The sequence below is a fragment of the Mesorhizobium sp. AR02 genome (assembly GCF_024746835.1).
GTDB lineage: Bacteria > Pseudomonadota > Alphaproteobacteria > Rhizobiales > Rhizobiaceae > Mesorhizobium.
Genome location: NZ_CP080531.1, coordinates 7,001,072 through 7,019,245, shown reverse-complemented (window position 1 = coordinate 7,019,245; position 18,174 = coordinate 7,001,072). Strand labels below are relative to the sequence as shown.

17 protein-coding genes are annotated in these 18,174 nt (G+C 63.2%); 12 read left to right on the top strand and 5 right to left on the bottom strand.

Going from position 1 to position 18,174, the window contains the following annotated elements:
- Positions 1 to 78 precede the first annotated feature (78 nt).
- The 7 genes from DBIPINDM_RS38420 (at position 79) to sufA (ending at position 7,352) form a co-directional block, all read left to right on the top strand.
- On the top strand, positions 79 to 1,257 hold the full coding sequence (locus DBIPINDM_RS38420) for a cysteine desulfurase family protein (RefSeq protein ID WP_258589443.1): 1,179 nt from the start codon (positions 79 to 81) through the stop codon (positions 1,255 to 1,257).
- A gap of 186 nt (positions 1,258 to 1,443) precedes the next feature.
- Positions 1,444 to 2,961 carry a Fe-S cluster assembly protein SufB gene (sufB, locus tag DBIPINDM_RS38415; RefSeq protein ID WP_096445255.1) on the top strand — a complete coding sequence of 506 codons (1,518 nt, stop codon included), beginning with the start codon at positions 1,444 to 1,446 and terminating at the stop codon, positions 2,959 to 2,961.
- Between the two features lie 27 nt (positions 2,962 to 2,988).
- Positions 2,989 to 3,744, top strand: a complete 756-nt coding sequence (gene sufC, locus DBIPINDM_RS38410; protein WP_015318168.1) for a Fe-S cluster assembly ATPase SufC — start codon at positions 2,989 to 2,991, stop codon at positions 3,742 to 3,744.
- 25 nt (positions 3,745 to 3,769) lie between these two features.
- Positions 3,770 to 5,038, top strand: coding sequence for a Fe-S cluster assembly protein SufD (gene sufD, locus DBIPINDM_RS38405; RefSeq protein WP_258584200.1), 1,269 nt, complete (start codon positions 3,770 to 3,772; stop codon positions 5,036 to 5,038).
- A gap of 188 nt (positions 5,039 to 5,226) precedes the next feature.
- Complete coding sequence (locus tag DBIPINDM_RS38400) at positions 5,227 to 6,468, top strand: cysteine desulfurase (protein ID WP_258584199.1); 1,242 nt, start codon at positions 5,227 to 5,229, stop codon at positions 6,466 to 6,468.
- A gap of 5 nt (positions 6,469 to 6,473) precedes the next feature.
- The gene (locus tag DBIPINDM_RS38395) at positions 6,474 to 6,866 is read left to right on the top strand and encodes an SUF system Fe-S cluster assembly protein (protein WP_096445261.1); all 393 of its coding nucleotides are present in this window, start codon (positions 6,474 to 6,476) and stop codon (positions 6,864 to 6,866) included.
- Positions 6,867 to 6,971: 105 nt separating this feature from the next.
- The gene (gene sufA, locus DBIPINDM_RS38390; protein ID WP_013532156.1) at positions 6,972 to 7,352 is read left to right on the top strand and encodes a Fe-S cluster assembly scaffold SufA; all 381 of its coding nucleotides are present in this window, start codon (positions 6,972 to 6,974) and stop codon (positions 7,350 to 7,352) included.
- A gap of 133 nt (positions 7,353 to 7,485) precedes the next feature.
- Here sufA and DBIPINDM_RS38385 read toward each other — a convergent pair whose 3' ends face one another.
- A complete protein-coding gene (locus tag DBIPINDM_RS38385) occupies positions 7,486 to 7,983 on the bottom strand; it encodes a GFA family protein (protein WP_258584197.1) in 498 nt (165 codons plus the stop codon).
- Between the two features lie 85 nt (positions 7,984 to 8,068).
- On the opposite strand from DBIPINDM_RS38385, the gene DBIPINDM_RS38380 reads away from it, so the two are divergent.
- Entirely contained in the window at positions 8,069 to 8,392 is a 324-nt protein-coding gene (locus DBIPINDM_RS38380; RefSeq protein ID WP_258584196.1) for a TfoX/Sxy family protein, read from the top strand.
- A 6-nt stretch (positions 8,393 to 8,398) separates the two neighbouring features.
- Here the strand turns inward: DBIPINDM_RS38380 and DBIPINDM_RS38375 are convergent, their stop codons facing one another.
- From DBIPINDM_RS38375 to DBIPINDM_RS38360, 4 genes are all read right to left on the bottom strand, one after another.
- A complete protein-coding gene (locus tag DBIPINDM_RS38375) occupies positions 8,399 to 8,725 on the bottom strand; it encodes a hypothetical protein (RefSeq protein WP_258584195.1) in 327 nt (108 codons plus the stop codon).
- On the bottom strand, positions 8,722 to 9,828 hold the full coding sequence (locus DBIPINDM_RS38370; protein WP_258584194.1) for an IS5 family transposase: 1,107 nt from the start codon (positions 9,826 to 9,828) through the stop codon (positions 8,722 to 8,724). Before DBIPINDM_RS38370 ends, DBIPINDM_RS38375 begins: the two co-directional genes overlap by 4 nt.
- Positions 9,829 to 10,106: 278 nt before the next feature.
- Positions 10,107 to 11,024, bottom strand: a complete 918-nt coding sequence (locus tag DBIPINDM_RS38365) for a pseudouridine-5'-phosphate glycosidase (protein ID WP_258584193.1) — start codon at positions 11,022 to 11,024, stop codon at positions 10,107 to 10,109.
- A 75-nt stretch (positions 11,025 to 11,099) separates the two neighbouring features.
- A complete protein-coding gene (locus tag DBIPINDM_RS38360; RefSeq protein ID WP_258584192.1) occupies positions 11,100 to 12,044 on the bottom strand; it encodes a carbohydrate kinase family protein in 945 nt (314 codons plus the stop codon).
- 281 nt (positions 12,045 to 12,325) lie between these two features.
- Between DBIPINDM_RS38360 and recA the strand changes: the two genes are divergently transcribed.
- The 4 genes from recA (at position 12,326) to DBIPINDM_RS38340 (ending at position 18,143) form a co-directional block, all read left to right on the top strand.
- The gene (recA, locus tag DBIPINDM_RS38355) at positions 12,326 to 13,426 is read left to right on the top strand and encodes a recombinase RecA (RefSeq protein ID WP_013895892.1); all 1,101 of its coding nucleotides are present in this window, start codon (positions 12,326 to 12,328) and stop codon (positions 13,424 to 13,426) included.
- 268 nt (positions 13,427 to 13,694) lie between these two features.
- Positions 13,695 to 16,361, top strand: a complete 2,667-nt coding sequence (alaS, locus tag DBIPINDM_RS38350; RefSeq protein WP_258584190.1) for an alanine--tRNA ligase — start codon at positions 13,695 to 13,697, stop codon at positions 16,359 to 16,361.
- A gap of 10 nt (positions 16,362 to 16,371) precedes the next feature.
- Positions 16,372 to 17,667: an SDR family oxidoreductase gene (locus DBIPINDM_RS38345; protein WP_258584189.1), complete on the top strand. Its 1,296-nt coding sequence runs from the start codon at positions 16,372 to 16,374 to the stop codon at positions 17,665 to 17,667.
- The gene (locus tag DBIPINDM_RS38340; protein ID WP_258584188.1) at positions 17,664 to 18,143 is read left to right on the top strand and encodes a DUF2269 family protein; all 480 of its coding nucleotides are present in this window, start codon (positions 17,664 to 17,666) and stop codon (positions 18,141 to 18,143) included. The genes DBIPINDM_RS38345 and DBIPINDM_RS38340 overlap by 4 nt, the downstream gene beginning before the upstream one ends.
- Positions 18,144 to 18,174 lie beyond the last annotated feature (31 nt).

Below are 18,174 nucleotides of genomic sequence, written 5' to 3'. Positions count from 1 at the left end.
ACGGCTCGCCTTGGAATTTCAAGGAAATAACGCCATACGACAAACCGAATGGCTTCTGACGGGACCAACTGGACGAAAATGGCCGCAAAACGCGCCTATCTCGACTATAATGCCAGTGCGCCGCTGCTCCCAGCGGCACGCGAGGCTATGGTCGCGGCGCTCGACGTCGCCGCCAACCCGTCATCGGTTCATGCCGAGGGGCGCGCCGCGCGCCGCCTGATCGAGACCGCAAGGCGCGAGGTCGCGACTCTGGTCAATGCCCGGCCCGAACATGTCGTGTTCACATCCGGTGCGACCGAGGCCGCCTCGACGCTCCTTTCACCGGACTGGCAAATGGGACGCGGCAGCGTGCGCATGAGCCGGCTCTACGTCTGCGAGGCCGATCATCCCTGCCTGTTGAACGGCGGACGCTTCCCGGCGGCGCAGGTGACGCGCATCGGCGTCGATGCCAACGGCGTTGCCAATCTTGCAGCCTTGGCCGCGGTGCTTGCCGATCACGACAAGACCGATGGTCTGCCGCTGGTTGCGATCCACGCCGCCAACAACGAGACCGGCGTCATCCAGCCGATCGATCGGATCGCGGCGATCGTCAAGGCCGCGGGCGGCATCCTTGTCGTCGATGCGGTTCAGGCGGCGGGCCGCGTTTCCATCGACATGTCAGCGGGTTACGCCGACTATTTGATTCTGTCTTCGCACAAGATTGGCGGCCCCAAGGGCGTCGGCGCCATTGTCGCCGCCGCCGATCTGATGATGCCGAAACCTCTGATCAATGGCGGTGGCCAGGAAAAGGGCCATCGCGGTGGCACGGAAAACCTCGCCGCCATCGCTGGTTTTGGTGCTGCCGCACGCGAAGCGCTGGCCGGATTGCCGGCGATCGACGCGGTGCGCAAGCGCCGCGACGAGATCGAGGCCATCGTGAAAATGCTGGTCCCGGACGCGGAAATCTTTGGAACCGGCGCGCCAAGGCTTGCCAATACGACATTCTTCGCTATTGCGGGCGTCAAGGCCGAAACCGCGCAGATCGCCTTTGATCTCGCCGGTGTGGCGCTGTCGGCCGGCTCCGCCTGTTCGTCGGGCAAGGTCGGACCGAGCCATGTGCTGAAGGCCATGGGTTTCGGTGACAGTCTTGGCGCCTTGCGCGTGTCGATCGGTTCGACGACGGGTGTCGAGGACATCGAGCTGTTCCGCACCGCGCTGGCGGGCATCGCCGCACGGCAAGCCGCCAGAGAAAAGGCGGATAGAGAAGAAGCCGCGTAGCGGTTGGACGATTTTGGGCCTTTCGGCCTGGTAGAGCCGTGCGTTTCATGCTGGCCGGGTGAATTTCCGGTCGAGGCGCACTATATGGAACTTACGCTGCCGCGAGCGCTTCTTCGGCGCTCATTTCGGCGGTGCCATAGTTTGAAAACTGTCGGGCCTTGACCCCGGCGTGGATGGAGAACGCATATGCCTGCTGTGCAGGACACGATCGATCGGGTCCGAAAGATCGACGTCGACCAATACAAATACGGATTCCAGACCGAAATCGCTGTCGACAAGGCTCCCAAGGGCCTGAGCGAAGACATCATCCGTTTCATTTCGGCCAAGAAGGACGAACCGTCCTGGATGCTGGAATGGCGCCTGGAAGCCTATCGGCGCTGGCTGACGCTGGAAGAGCCGACCTGGGCGCGCGTCCACTATCCGAAGATCGATTTCCAGGACATCTATTATTACGCGGCACCCAAGAGCACGCCGGGCCCGTCGTCGCTCAGCGATGTCGATCCCGAACTGCTGAAGGTCTACGAGAAGCTCGGCATTCCGTTGCGGGAGCAGGAGATCCTGGCCGGCGTGCAGAAGACCGACGCCTCCGATCTCGAGGAGCCCAGCGACAACGTCTACAAGTCGGGCCGCGTCGCCGTCGACGCGGTGTTCGATTCCGTCTCCGTCGTCACCACCTTCAAGAAGGAGCTGGCGCAGGCCGGCGTCATCTTCTGCTCGATCTCGGAAGCCATCCGCGAGCATCCGGAACTGGTGCAAAAATATCTCGGCTCGGTCGTGCCGACCTCGGACAATTTCTACGCCACGCTGAATTCGGCTGTCTTCACCGACGGGTCTTTCGTCTTCGTGCCCAAGGGCGTGCGCTGCCCGATGGAGCTGTCGACCTATTTCCGCATGAACGAGAAGAACACCGGCCAGTTCGAGCGCACCCTGATCATCGCCGAGGAGGGGGCTTACGTCTCCTATCTCGAGGGCTGCACGGCGCCGCAACGCGACGAAAACCAGCTGCATGCGGCGGTCGTCGAGCTGGTGGCGCTCGACGATGCCGAGATCAAATATTCGACGGTGCAGAACTGGTATCCCGGCGACGCCGAGGGCAAGGGCGGCATCTACAATTTCGTCACCAAGCGCGGCGACTGCCGTGGCGACCGCTCGAAGATTTCGTGGACGCAGGTCGAAACCGGTTCGGCGATCACCTGGAAATATCCAAGCTGCATTCTGCGTGGCGACGACTCCTCCGGCGAATTCTATTCGATCGCTGTGTCGAACGGCTATCAGCAGGTCGATAGCGGCACCAAGATGATCCATCTCGGCAAGAACACCTCGAGCCGCATCATCTCCAAGGGCATTGCCGCCGGCTTCTCGCAGAACACCTATCGCGGCCAGGTCTCGGCGCACCGCAAGGCGACCAACGCCCGCAACTTCACCAACTGTGACAGTCTGCTGATCGGCGACCAGTGCGGCGCGCACACCGTGCCTTACATGGAAGCCAAGAACTCGACGGCGCAGTTCGAGCACGAGGCGACGACGTCCAAGATTTCCGAGGACCAGAAATTCTACGTCATGCAGCGCGGCATTCCCGAAGAGGAAGCCATCGCGCTGATCGTCAACGGCTTCGTCAAGGACGTCATCCAGCAGCTGCCGATGGAGTTCGCGGTCGAAGCGCAGAAGCTGATCGGCATCTCGCTTGAGGGCTCGGTCGGCTGACCGGACAGATATTCAGGAAACAAAAGAATGCTTGAGATCAAGAACCTGCATGCCCGCATCGTCGATGACGGCACCGAAATCATCCGCGGCCTGAACCTGACGGTGAAAGCCGGCGAGGTCGCCGCCATCATGGGCCCGAACGGCTCGGGCAAGTCGACGCTGTCCTACATCCTCGCCGGCCGCGAGGACTATGAGGTGACCGAGGGCGACATCCTCTACAACGGCCAGTCGATCCTCGAGATGGATCCGGCCGAACGCGCCACGTCAGGCATCTTCCTCGCTTTCCAGTACCCGATGGAAATACCGGGCGTGGCGACGATGGAATTCCTGAAAGTGGCGATGAACGAGCAGCGCAAGGCGCGCGGCGAGGAGCCGCTGAAAATCCCGGAATTTTTGAAGCGGGTGAAGGAAGCCGCAGCATCGCTCAGCATGGACATGGCGATGCTGAAGCGGCCGCTCAATGTCGGCTTCTCCGGCGGCGAGAAGAAGCGCGCCGAGATCCTGCAGATGAAGCTGCTGGAGCCGAAGCTGTGTGTGCTCGACGAGACCGATTCCGGCCTCGACATCGATGCGCTGAAGATCGTTTCCGACGGCGTCAACGCTTTGCGCGCGCCGGACCGGGCGTTCCTGGTCATCACCCACTACCAGCGGCTGCTCGAACACATCGTGCCGGATAGCGTGCACGTGCTCTACAAGGGCCAGGTCATCAAGTCCGGCGACAAGTCGCTGGCGCTCGACCTCGAAGCCAATGGCTATGCCGGCGTGATCGGCGAAGCCGCGTGAGATGCCAGAAGGCAAGGTCAAACTGATGAATATGCACACACAACCGCAGCGGACACCGGCCGAAACCGCGTTGATCGACGCGTTCGGCGACCGGCTGTCGCTGCTGCCGGGCGATGGCGCGGTGATGCTGAAGCGCGACGACGCCATCGAGGCGATCAAGCATGGCCTGCCGACGCGGCGCATCGAATCCTGGCACTACACCGACCTGCGCCGGCTGTTGAACGTGGTGCCGGACTTCGATGCCGCTGCCATGGCCAAGGCTCTTGCTCCGATCGTCGAAGGCTCCGCCGTGTTGCCGGTTCTGAACGGCAAGTCCGATGCGAAGGTGCCGACAATTGAGGGCGTGACCGTCCAGCGCCTGTTGGAAAAGCTGACCGACGGCAGCATCGCGCCGGGCCTCGATTCCTATGGCAGCGACGATGCGATCGGTGCGCTGAACACGGCTTTCGTCGCCGATGGCTACTTTGTCGACATCGCCGATGGCACGGAACTCGAAAAGCCGATCGAGCTGCAGAATGTGCAGGCCGGCGGCCAGACCCATGTGCGCTTGGCCGTTCGCGTTGGCGCCGGCGCCAAGGCCGTGATCGTCGAGCGTCAGGCGGGTGATGGCGCCGCCCTGATCAGTTCGGTCAGCCAGCTCGTGCTCGGTGAGGGCGCCGAGGTGACGTGGCTGATCGTCCAGGAGCAGCCGGAGACGGCGACGCATCTGGCGCAGTTCAAGGCCCATATCGGCAAGAACGCGAAGCTGACACTGTTCGTCATGAACGCCGGCGGCAAGCTTGTTCGCCAGGAGATCATGGTCAGGACGACGGGTGAAGGCGCCGACTTCAAGCTGCGCGGCATCAACCTGCTTGCGGGCGATACCCACTCCGACGTGACCATGGTGCTCGACCACGCCGTGCCGCACACGACGTCCACCGAGGTCATCCGCAATGTGGTGACGGGCAAGGCCCGCGGCGTTTTTCAGGGCCGCATCAACGTCCATCAATATGCGCAGAAGACCAACGCCAAGATGGCCTGCAACACGCTGCTTTTGTCGGACGATGGCGAGTTCTCGACCAAGCCGGAGCTCGAGATCTTCGCCGACGACGTCGTCTGCGGCCACGGCGCGACGGTGACCGAGATCGACCACGACCACCTGTTCTACCTGATGGCGCGCGGCGTCGACGAGAAGACCGCGCGGGGATTGCTCGTCAAAGCCTTTGTCGCCGAGGTGATCGAGGAACTGGACGACGAGACGATTGTCGAGGCGCTGGAAGCGAGACTCGACGACTGGTTTGTGACGCACGGGTGAGGAGCGGTCGGCGTAGCCGGCAAAAAGCCAACGATTTGGCTTTTTGAGCGACGAACGGTGAAGGCTCGGTCCGCCTTCGGGCGGATCAAAAGGTCCAGTGGACCTTTTGAAGGGCGTGAACGCCCGAAGGGCAGGGAGCCATAGCGAAGGGCCGGCTGACACTGAAGCCTGGCATTGAAAGACAGACGATGGACCAGAAAGTCGAAAACATCCCATACGACGTCGAGGCGATCCGCCGCGACTTCCCGATCCTGTCGCGCGAAGTCTATGGCAAGCCACTGGTCTATCTCGACAATGGCGCCTCGGCACAAAAGCCGCAGGTGGTGCTCGATACGATCCAGCACGCCTATTCCCAGGAATATGCCAACGTCCATCGCGGCCTGCATTTCCTGTCCAACGCGGCGACCGATGCCTATGAGAAGGCGCGTGAGACGGTGCGCCGCTTCCTCAATGCGCCGAGCATCGACAACATCGTCTTCACCTCGAACACGACGTCGGCGATCAACACCGTCGCCTACGGCTATGGCATGCCAAACATCGGCGAGGGCGACGAGATCGTGCTGTCGATCATGGAGCACCACTCCAACATCGTTCCCTGGCATTTCATCCGTGAGCGGCAGGGCGCCAAGCTGGTCTGGGTGCCGGTTGACGATCTCGGCGTCTTCCACATCGAGGAATTCGAGAAGCGGCTGACCGACCGCACCAAGCTCGTCGCCATCACGCAGATGTCCAATGCGCTGGGCACGGTGACGCCGATCAAGGAGATCGTGCGCATCGCGCATTCGCGTGGAATTCCCGTTCTCGTCGACGGCAGCCAGAGCGCCGTGCATATGCCGATCGACGTCCAGGATCTCGACTGCGACTTCTTCGTCTTCACCGGCCACAAGGTTTACGGCCCTTCCGGCATCGGCGTGCTCTACGGCAAGAAGGACATTCTCGCTGGCATGCGTCCGTTCATGGGTGGTGGCGAGATGATCGAGGAGGTGACGGAAGACATCGTCACCTACAACGAGCCGCCGCATCGCTTCGAGGCCGGCACGCCGCCGATCGTGCAGGCGATCGGGCTCGGCGCGGCACTCGACTACATGGATAGCATTGGCCGCGAGCGCATCGCAGCCCACGAGGAAGACCTCAAGACTTATGCGCATGAGCGGCTGCGCGCCATCAACTCGCTGCGCATCTTCGGCGACGCGCCGGGCAAGGGCGCCATCATCTCCTTCGAACTGCAAGGCATTCATGCCCATGACGTATCGATGGTGATAGACAGGCAGGGCGTGGCAGTGCGGGCGGGCACCCATTGTGCCCAGCCGCTGTTGAAACGCTTTGGCGTAACCTCCACATGCAGGGCATCGTTCGGCATGTATAATACCAGGGCCGAAGTCGACGCTTTGGCCGAGGCGCTTGAAAAAGCGCGCAAGTTTTTTGGGTGACGACCATGGATGATGCAAGCATCGCTGCCGAAACCACTCCGGAACCCGCTGCCAACAGCGTCGTGTCGGCCTCGGCCATTCCCGCCGACGAACTGGCGCGGCTGACCGACGACATCGTCTCGGCGCTGAAGACGGTCTACGACCCGGAAATCCCGGCCGACATCTACGAGCTCGGCCTCGTCTACAAGATCGACATCGAGGACGACCGCTCGGTCAAGATCGACATGACGCTGACCGCCCCCGGCTGCCCCGTCGCCGGCGAAATGCCGGGATGGGTCGAAAATGCCGTCGGCGCCGTCGAAGGCGTGTCCGGCGTCGAGGTCAACATGACCTTCGACCCGCCCTGGTCGCCCGACCGCATGTCGGAAGAGGCGCAGGTGGCGGTGGGCTGGTACTAGGCAGGCAGAGGCTGGCGCACTTGCGCCAGGGGTAAAACTTCACCATTTTAGGTGAGGAATCATTCGGCAGGCCTTGAACCTGCATGGAATGGAGAAGGAAAAAGAATGGGACGCTTCGCCGTCATCACGATGACCGAAAAGGCCGCCGACCGGGTGCGCGAGATCGTGGCTACCCGTGACAACGCGCACGGCATCCGCCTCGGCATCAAGAAGGGCGGCTGCGCCGGTATGGAATATACGGTCGATCTGGTGACCGAGCCCAACACCAAGGACGACCATATCGAGCGCGACGGCGCCCATGTCTATGTCGCGCCGGAGGCAGCCCTTTTCCTGTTCGGCACCGAGATGGATTTCGAACAGACGACGCTGCGCACCGGCTTCACCTTCCACAACCCGAACCAGAGTTCGGCCTGTGGCTGCGGCGAATCCGTCGAACTGAAGCCGGCCGATCTCAAGGCGCTGGCAGAGGCACGCGCTTCGGCCTGATTTTTCCTTCGCCCCGTTTACGGGGAGAAGGTGGCCCGAAGGGCCGGATGAGGGGCAGCGCTAGCCTCTCCAAGTTCGCGCCGCCCCTCATCTGCCTGCCGGCATCTTCTCCCCGTAAACGGGGCGAAGAACGCTACTCGACCCACATCCCCGTCCGCTTGTGCCAGTCCGCGATTGATTCTTCGGGATAAACATCGAACGCCTTGTCACCCTTGCCGATATCGGGTTCGACCCAGTTCGCCTTGTATTTCAGCATCAGATGCACCTTTTCAGGCGGTTTTGGCAGGTCGCTGTCGATCGCCGAGGCGAAGGGATGCACCAGCTCCGGCCAGGTCGGGTCGTAGAGCCAGAGCGCCGACCCGCATTTGCGGCAGAAATTGCGCTCGCCGGTCGAGACCTCGCAATGGGGATGCTCGTCATCTTCAATCTCGGCCCGGTAGACGCCGAGGCTGCGCTTACCCCTGATGTTCAGCGTCTCGTAGTCGGCGCCGAGATTGATGGCGAAACCGCCACCGCCCTGCTGCTTGCGGCAGATCGAGCAGTAGCACAGCATGAACGGCACCGGTGTGTGGCTTTCCACCTCGAAACGCACGGCGTTGCAACGGCAGGATCCCTTGAGCAGAAGCGGCATGACAAAAACTCCGACGGTTCTCAACCTGTCAGCATGATCTTGGTTGCGCGATGACAATGTCAAATGCCGGTGACATGATCGCGGCATGGACAATGAACGCATCGCCGAACTGTTCGCGGGGCTCGGCCCGGTCAGCATCCGCCGGCTGTTCGGCGGCAAGGGCATCTATTTCGACGGCGTCATCGTCGCCATTGTGCTGCGCGGCGAATTGCTGCTCAAGGCCGACGAGCAAAGCGCGCCCGACTTCGAGGCTGCCGGCTGCAAGCAATGGACCTATACCGGCTCACGCCACGGCAAGCTGGTCGCCATGCCCTATTGGAGCATTCCCGACAGTGCTTTTGACGATCCCGACGAGATGACGGTCTGGTCGCGGCGCGCCTATGAGGCAGGGCGGCGGGCTGGGAAGTGATTTGACCTAGCAGGCTGTTGAAGAAGTGCACTTGCGAGCGACGAAGTCAGCTTCGTCGCCGCCATGGAAGCAGATTTGTCCGTTGATGGAGCCGTCTGGTTGGATTTCAGCCCAGCCATTGCCCTGGGCTTCGTCCATTTCGTCATTGCCTTGCCAGGAGAAGGCGACATCGTTGCCGTCGCCCGCGCCGAATATCTGACCAGTGACGCAGCCGAAGGCGAATTCCCCGGAGCCATCGGCCGCGAACTCAATGTAGGCGGGCTCCATCATGTCGCGATAGTCCTCGACATAGTCGGGCATCGCGACAATCCGCCAGCGGCCGGTGAGGCTCATACCGGCGCTGCCAGCAGCTTGGGCAAGCGGACCAGATTGTAGGCCGCCAGGTTCAAGGTGAAGGCCGCGCCCACACGGGCGCATCCTCGCAGCTTGACCTTGGCCATGCCGGCCGAGGCCTTGATCCAGCCAAACACTTCTTCGATCCGCTTGCGGCAGCGCTGGCTGACCGCATAGCCGGCATGGGAGCGCGTGCGACCATCGATCGCCGTCACGCGAGGCTTGCCGGTTTTGCTCAGATGGCCGTCGATGGCGATGTGCGGCGTGATCTTGCGCTCGCGCAGATCCCTGATGAAAGCGCGCACGTCATAGGCCTTGTCGGCACCCAGTGTGATGCGCCGCCGCGACGGTCTGCGGTCCAACATGGCGAGCGCGGCATCACGCTCGCTCGTGCCCGTGGCCTGGGTGATGCCGCCATCGACCGCCAGCCCATGGCGGTTCTCCATCAGCGCATGCCCCATGTAGCAGAGCTTCGCCGGCTGCCCGTCGCCCTTCTTGTAGAGCCGCGCCTGCGGGTCGCTCGTGCTCTGGTGTGTGTCGTTGGAGCGCTTCTCCTTATGAAAGCCACGCTCGGCATTGCGACCTGCTCCATCCGGACCGTTGTCGTCTCCGTCTTTGCGGCGGAAGCTCTTGATCGAAGCCCAGGCCTCGATCAGCGTCCCGTCCACCGAGAAGTGATCCGACGACAAAAGCCGCTTCACCTTTGGCTGCGCCAGCACAGCGCGCAGAAACTTTGCCGCGATCTCACCTTCCAACAGCCGATCCCGGTTCTTGGTGAAGCTCGAATGATCCCAGGCCGGATCGTCAACGCCAAGCCCCACGAACCAGCGAAACAGAAGATCAAACTCCATCCGCTCCATCAACTGACGTTCCGAACGAATGCCGTAGAAGGCCTGCAACAGCATCGCACGCAGCAACCGTTCCGGGGCGATCGACGGGCGGCCGAGCCCGGGTGGATAAAGCACCGCAAAATCGCCATCCATCGCGACAAGAGCCGCGTTAACGATCTCCCGTATCACCCGCAGCGGATGATCACGTCGAACCCGCGCCTCAAGATCGACATACGAAAACAGAGAGCCTGTCCGTTCGTCCGAGCCGCGCATCCACAAATCCCCAAATCATCCGGGGAGAAGTGAATCACGCTCCAAACAACCGCGCCAGCACTTCTTCAACAGCCTGCTAGCGCTGGCTGCTATCGAGGGGGCACGTCGAGGCCGCCCCCTCATCCGGCCGCTTCGCGGCCACCTTCTCCCCGAGGGGAGAAGAGACGAGCATCATCGCCGGCAGCTCCTCTCGCCTCGGGGAGAGGTCGGATTGCCCCGAATTGCTCTTTGCAATTCGGTCTTGGCAATCCGGGTGAGGGGGACTTTCTTGGCAGCTCCTACAGCGCCTTCGCAATCCTCGCCGCCAGCCGCGCATTGTTTTCGACCAGCGCAATGTTGGTCTTCAGGCTCCGGCCGCCGGTCAGTTCGAGGATTTTTCCCAGCAGGAACGGTGTCACCGCCTTGCCGGTCACGTTGAGTGCCTCGGCGGCCTTTTGCGCCGCTTCGATATAGCCGGCCATCTCTTCTGCCGGGATTTCGTGATTCTCGGGCACCGGGTTGGCGATCAGCATGCCGCCGCCAAGCCCCAGTGCCAGTCGCGTCCGGTAGAAATGCGCGATCTCTTCTGGGGTGTGCAGGGTCAGCGGCGCGCGGAAGGGCGACTGCCGCGACCAGAACGCCGGCATGGTCTCGCAGCCATGACCGACAACAGGCACGCCGCGCGTTTCCAGAACCTCCAGCGTCTTTTCGATATCGAGGATCGCCTTGGCGCCGGCCGAGACGACGATGACCGGCGTGCGTGCCAGTTCGTCGAGATCGGCCGAGATATCAAAACTCTTTTCCGCACCCTTGTGCACGCCGCCAATGCCGCCGGTGGCGAACACTTTTATCCCGACCATTTCAGCTGCGATCATCGTGGCGGCGACTGTCGTGCCGCCGGTGCGGCCTTGCGCCACGGCGAAGCCGAGGTCGGCGCGCGACAGCTTCATGGCGTCACCGGTCATGGCGAGCGATTCGCGCTCGCCATCGGACAGGCCGATCTTGACGCGGCCGCCGACCACGGCGATCGTCGCCGGCACGGCGCCGCCGTCGCTGATGATCTTTTCGACATCTGCCGCCATGGCGCCATTGTCGGGATAGGGCATGCCATGGGTGATGATGGTGCTTTCCAGCGCCACCACCGGCCGTCCGGCGGCCAGAGCCTGCGCCACTGGCGCGTGGATATCGATGAAGGGGCGGGCGGTTTCCGGGGTCATCTGGATCTCCAATTCGCGGTGCGGCGCATCCATCGGGGCACTCGGCAACACTGCGGCGTTATGAATTTGCCGGTCTCATGCCACTTCCTGCGCGTCCGGCACAAGGGCCAGCGCTTCCGCGAAGCTCGCCGCGGTGAAATCGGGAATGGCATCGGCGCTTTCGATGGCAAGCGTCGCCGCGGCGACGCCGTCGCGCAAGGCCTGGCGCAAAGGCAGGCCGCGCAGCAGGGCTGCGATCGTCGCGCCCGCCAGTGCATCGCCGGCGCCGGTGACGTCAGCGACTTTTCTTGGGGCAGGCGGCAGGATTGAAAAAGCACCCGCTTCATCGAAACCCAGCACCGGCGCGCTGCCTGCCGTGACGACGCCGCTGGCAAGACCGCTGCATCGCAAGCCGTCGATGACATCTCGCTCGGCGGCATTTGCGTCGACGCCGGCCAGCACAATGGCCTCGCGCCGGTTCATGAAGATCAGCGCCAGCGCGCCAAGCACCGGTATCAGCCGCACCACCTTGGCCGGCGAAATGGCAATGGCATACACCGGCTTGCCGGCGGCAAGCGAAACCAGCCGTTCCAAAGCCGAGGACGGCAGGTTGGCGTCGCATAGGATGGCATCGGCGGCAGCGATCGCCTCGCGGACCTTGGAGCGCCTCATCTGCTTGGGGAACGCCAGATCGTACAGCGCCATGTCGGCGAAGCCGACGATCAGCTCGCCCTCGCGGTCGATCAATGCCGTATAGCTCGGCGTCGTGCGGTCGAGGAAGACCGCTGACAGATCGGCGATGCCTGCCTGCGCGATGGCTCTCGAAATGCTGTCCGCCGCGGCATCGCCGCCGCGCATCGACATCAGGGAGCCCGATACGCCACGCCGCACCGTGCTGCGCAGCGCGTTGAAGACGCCGCCACCGACATCCTCGCGCATCGTGCCGGGATTGGACGCGGCCGGCACGTAAGCGCCGGACACCTGGCCACGCCGGTCGATATGGGCGCCGCCCACGGCCAGTATCTTTGCGGATTTCACCATGCCGGCGATATGCCCTTTGTTATTGCAGCCGCACAAGCGCTAGGCTGCAGAATCGAGTTTTCGCATGCAAGGCGGCGATTCGGCGACCGAAACAATGGAACCGCCTGGCCCAATGTGCGATGCGTTCCTGTTCGATCTCTTGGTACGAAAAAAGAACAAATCCGGATATCATTTGTTTTTCAGATATTTGATCCCTCTTGCCAAACGAGAACAAAAAAGGTACAAAATGGCAGGGATTACGGATTGTCCGGCCTTCATTGACGACCAAGGGGTGATGTATCATGGCTCAGAATTCTTTGCGGCTTGTAGAGGATAAGGCAGTGGACAAATCAAAGGCTCTGGATGCGGCGCTGTCGCAAATCGAGCGGGCTTTCGGCAAGGGCTCGATCATGCGGCTCGGCGCGAACGAGCAGGTCGTCGAGATCGAGACGGTGCCGACCGGCTCGCTTGGCCTCGACATCGCGCTTGGCGTCGGTGGCCTGCCGCGCGGCCGCATCATCGAGATCTACGGGCCGGAAAGCTCGGGCAAGACGACGCTGGCGCTGCACACCGTGGCCGAAGCCCAGAAGAAGGGCGGCATCTGTGCCTTCGTCGACGCCGAACATGCGCTCGATCCGGTCTATGCCCGCAAGCTCGGCGTCGATCTCGAAAACCTGCTGATCTCGCAGCCCGACACCGGCGAGCAGGCGCTGGAGATCTGCGACACGCTGGTGCGTTCCGGCGCCATCGATGTGCTGGTGGTTGATTCGGTGGCGGCGCTGACGCCGCGTGCCGAAATCGAGGGCGAGATGGGCGATTCGCTGCCGGGTCTTCAAGCTCGTTTGATGAGCCAGGCACTGCGCAAGCTGACCGCTTCGATCTCGCGCTCCAACACCATGGTCATCTTCATCAACCAGATCCGCATGAAGATCGGCGTCATGTTCGGTTCGCCCGAAACCACGACCGGCGGCAACGCGCTGAAATTTTATGCGTCGGTGCGCCTCGACATCCGCCGCATCGGCTCGGTCAAGGACCGCGACGAGGTCGTCGGCAACCAGACCCGCGTCAAGGTGGTCAAGAACAAGCTGGCGCCGCCCTTCAAGGTGGTCGAATTCGACATCATGTATGGCGAGGGCGTGTCCAAGACCGGCGAGCTGGTCGATCTCGGCGTCAAGGCCGGCGTGGTCGAGAAGTCCGGCGCCTGGTTCTCCTACAATTCGCAGCGTCTCGGCCAGGGCCGCGAGAATGCAAAACTGTTCCTGCGTGACAATCCCGATACCGCACGCGAGATCGAACTGGCGCTCAGGCAGAATGCCGGGCTGATCGCCGAGAAATTCCTTGAAAACGGTGGCTCTGAGGGCAACGGCGACGACGGTTTTGAGGACGAAGCCGGCGCGATGTAGGGCAATTGCCGGAGTTCGGCCATAATCCCGGTCTATGGTCTGAAGCTTAAGTAACTGAGTTCTGTAGTATCGCGTTCAAACCGCCGGCCTTCGCGCCGGCGGTTTTCGTTTTTGGCTAGCGCGGACGGCTGACAAGCTCCTGGATTGGCCCAATTCCGTGTTTCTGGACAGGCTGGGGCGTGCCCGCTAAAAGGCCAAATCTATTTCTGGAAAGCAGAGACCAGTTTCCGCCGGCCGCGCCGGCGGTTTTCGCGAAAAGGCAGCAGTCATGAGTGGCGTGAACGAGATCCGGTCGACATTTCTCGACTATTTCCGCAAGGAGGGCCACGAGGTCGTCGCCTCGAGCCCGCTCGTGCCGCGCAACGATCCGACATTGATGTTCACCAATGCCGGCATGGTGCAGTTCAAGAACGTCTTCACCGGTTTGGAGAAGCGGTCCTATTCGCGTGCCACCACCGCCCAGAAAAGCGTTCGCGCCGGCGGCAAGCACAACGACCTCGACAATGTCGGCTACACCGCGCGCCACCTGACCTTTTTCGAGATGCTCGGCAACTTCTCCTTCGGCGACTATTTCAAGGAGCGTGCCATCGAGCTCGCCTGGAATCTCATCACCAAGGAGTTCGGGCTGAAGAAGGACAAGCTGCTGGTCACCGTCTATCACACGGACGACGAGGCGGCCGGCTTCTGGAAGAAGATCGCCGGCTTCTCGGACGATCGCATCATCCGCATCCCGACCTCGGACAATTTCTGGGCGATGGGCGACACCGGTCCTTGCGGGCCGTGCTCGGAAATCTTCATCGATCGTGGCGAGCACATCTGGGGCGGTCCTCCCGGCAGTCCCGAGGAAGACGGCGATCGCTTCCTCGAATTCTGGAACCTGGTGTTCATGCAATATGAACAGGTGACGAAGGAGGAGCGCGTCGACCTGCCGCGTCCATCGATCGACACCGGCATGGGCCTGGAGCGCATGGCGTCCATCCTGCAAGGCGTGGAAAGCGTCTTCGAAACCGACCTGTTCCGGCACCTGATCGATGCGGCGTCCTCCGCGCTTGGGCGCGCTCCCGATGCGGAAACGGTGGCGTCCTACCGCGTTATTGCCGATCATCTGCGCTCGTCCTCCTTCCTGGTCGCCGACGGCGTGTTGCCGTCGAACGAAGGCCGTGGCTATGTGCTGCGCCGGATCATGCGCCGCGCCATGCGCCACGCGCAGCTGCTCGGTGCGAACGAGCCGCTGATGTGGAAGCTGGTGCCGGCGCTGGTGCGCGAGATGGGCCAGGCCTATCCCGAACTGCAGCGCGGTGAGCAGCTGATCACAGAGACCCTGAAGCTCGAAGAGACACGCTTCCGCAAGACGCTGGTGCGCGGCCTCGGCCTGCTCTCCGAGGCGACGGAAACGCTGCACGCCGGCGACATGCTGGACGGCGAGACGGCTTTCAAGCTCTACGACACCTACGGCTTCCCGCTCGACCTGACGCAGGACGCGCTGCGTCAGCGCAACATCTCTGTCGATCTTGCCGGCTTCACCAATGCGATGGAGCAGCAGAAGGCCGAGGCGCGCAAGCATTGGACCGGCTCCGGCGAGGCTGCCACCGAAACGGTGTGGTTCGCCGTGCGTGAACAGACCGGCGCCACCGAGTTCCTCGGCTACGAGACCGAGCAGGCGGAAGGCCTGATCCAGGCGCTGGTCAAGGACGGCAAGACCGTCGACAGCGCCGGCAAGGGCGATGCGGTCGCGGTGGTCGTCAACCAGACGCCATTCTATGGCGAATCCGGCGGCCAGATGGGCGACACAGGGATCATCTCGGGCGAAGGCTTCTCGATCGAGATCTCCGACACGCAGAAGAAGGCCGACGGGCTGTTCGTGCATCTCGGCAAGGTGGCAAGCGGCACCGTCAAGACGGGCGCTGCGGTCGAGCTCAAGGTCAACCATGCACGCCGCACCAGGCTGCGGGCGAACCATTCGGCGACGCATCTGATCCACGAGGCGCTGCGCGAGGTGCTCGGCACCCATGTCGCGCAGAAGGGCTCGCTGGTCGCACCGGAGCGCCTGCGCTTCGACATCTCGCACAACAAGCCGATCTCGGCCGAGGAGCTCGAAGAGGTCGAGCGCATGGCCAACGAGATCGTCGTGCAGAACAGCCCGGTGACCACGCGGCTGATGTCGGTCGACGACGCCATCGCCGAGGGCGCCATGGCGCTGTTCGGCGAGAAATATGGCGACGAGGTACGCGTCGTGTCGATGGGCACGGGGCTGCATGGCGCCAAGGCCAACCGGCCCTATTCCGTCGAGCTCTGCGGCGGCACTCACGTCAGGGCGACCGGCGATATCGGCCTGGTCCGCGTTGTCTCCGACAGCGCGGTCGCCGCCGGCGTGCGCCGCATCGAGGCGCTGACCGGCGAGGCGGCGCGCAAACATCTCGACGAGCAGGACAGGCGCTTGAAGGCCGCGGCAGCCGTACTGAAAATCTCGCCCGCCGACGTGCCGGCGCGTGTCGAGGCTTTGCTCGAAGAGCGCAAGAAGCTCGAGAAGGAACTGACGGAAGCACGCAAGAAGCTGGCGCTCGGCGGCGGTGCCGCGGCAGGTGCGCCGTCTGAGAACGAGACGGTCGCGGGCGTCGGCTTCCTTGGCAAGGCGGTCTCCGGCGTCTCGCCGAAGGATCTGAAGCCGCTGGCCGACGCCGGCAAGACCTCGCTGGGTTCCGGCGTCGTCGTCTTCGTCGGCGCCGGTGAGGACAACAAGGCGAGCGTCGTCGTCGCCGTCACCGACGATCTGTTAAGCCGTTTCAGCGCCGTCGATCTGGTGCGCGTGGCCTCCGCCGCGCTGGGCGGGCAGGGTGGCGGCGGCCGGCCAGATATGGCCCAGGCGGGCGGCCCGGATGCCTCGAAGGCCAATGATGCGATTGCGGCTGTAAGGGCGGCACTCGAAGCCGCCTGAAAGCCACGACATGAAAATTCTCGTCCTCGGTGGCTATGGTTTGATCGGGGACGCCGTCGTTGGCCGTTTGCTTCGCGACGGTCATCATGTCACCGGTCTCGGTCGTGATGTCCAGGATGCCGGGCGACGCCGGCCGGCGGTATGCTGGATCGCGGCGGACATGTCGAAACTGCTTGCCGCTGAAGATTGGCTGCCGGTGGTTGCGGGGATCGACGCGGTCGTCAATGCGGCGGGCGCCTTGCAGGACGGCCCGCGCGACCGCCTCGATGCCATTCATCGCGGCTCGGTGGTAGCGCTGGTCGCGGCCTGCGAGCAGGCCGGCGTGCGCCGTTTTGCACAAATCTCGGCGATCGGCGCCGATCTCACCTCATCAGACGCTTTCTTCAGCACCAAGGCGCAAGGCGACAAGGCCGTCACAGGCTCTTCGCTGGAGTGGACCATCCTGCGGCCGGGCCTGGTGATCGCGCCCGCCGCCTATGGCGGAACGGCACTTCTGCGCGCCCTTGCGGCATTCCCCGGCTTTGTTCCGGCCGTCATGCCGCGCCAGCCGATCCAGACCGTATCGGTCACTGACGTTGCCGAAGCGGTGTCACTGGCGGTCGCCGGATCGCTACCGCCCCGACTTGCCGTCGATCTCGTCGAAGCCAATGCCAGACCGCTCGCCGATGTTCCGCTGGCCCTGCGTGCGTGGCTTGGTCTGCCGTCGGCGAGAGTCGTGCCGATGCCGGCCATTCTCGGCCGGCTGGCGGGCGCCGTTGCCGACATGCTTGGCATTCTTGGTTGGCGGTCCCCATTGCGCAGCGCGGCCCTTGCCGCAGTGGCGCGCGGCGTGACAGGCAACGCCGCGGTTTGGAACCAGGTTTCCGACCGTCCGCTTCAGCCGCTGGAAGCAACGCTGGCCGACATGCCCGCAAATGTCCAGGAACGATGGTTCGCCCGCCTTTGGCTGGCGAAGCCTGTCATCTTCGCTTGCCTCTCCCTGTTCTGGCTTGTTTCGGGCATCATCGGCCTGATCCGGCAAGAGGCGGCGGCGGATATCCTTGTTTCGCACGGCGTGTCAGCGAGCTTCGCCCATCTGTCGGTTCTGGCCGGAGGTGCGGCCGATATCCTCGTTGGCACGGCTGTCGTGGTCCGATCCCTGGCCCGGCGCGCGCTGCTGGCGATGATTGCGATCACGCTGTCCTACTTGGTGGCGGCGACGCTTCTTGTCCCAGGTCTATGGCTTGATCCACTGGGACCGCTGGTCAAGACGATCCCCACGCTTTGCCTGGTGCTGGTGGCGCTCGCGGTGCTCGACGAGCGATGAACCTCTGGGCTGACATATTGCGCTGGGCGCATGTCATCGGCGCCACGGTTCTGTTCGGCACCGGTGCCGGTATCGCCTTCTTCATGCTGATGGCGCAGCGCACCGGCCGCGCCGATCTCGTCGCCCATGTCGCGGGCACGGTCGTCATCGCCGACACCATTTTTACGGCGACCGCCGTCATCGTGCAGCCGATCACCGGCGTGTTGCTGGCGCAGGCAGTCGGCTGGCCGCTCTCCGAAGGCTGGATCGTCCTGTCTTTGCTGCTTTATGTCATGACCGGTCTGTTCTGGCTGCCGGTGGTCTGGATTCAAATTCGGATCCGGAATCTGGCGCGGCAGGCGGCCATCGAAAACGCGCCGCTGCCGGCCGAAGAGCAGCGCCTGTTTCGCATCTGGTTTGCTTGCGGCTTCCCGGCTTTCGCCGCCGTGCTTGCCATCCTGTGGCTGATGGTCACCAGGCCCGAGATAGGCTTTTAGTCCTTCGCCTTCTGTCGGCTCGTCTGGCGGG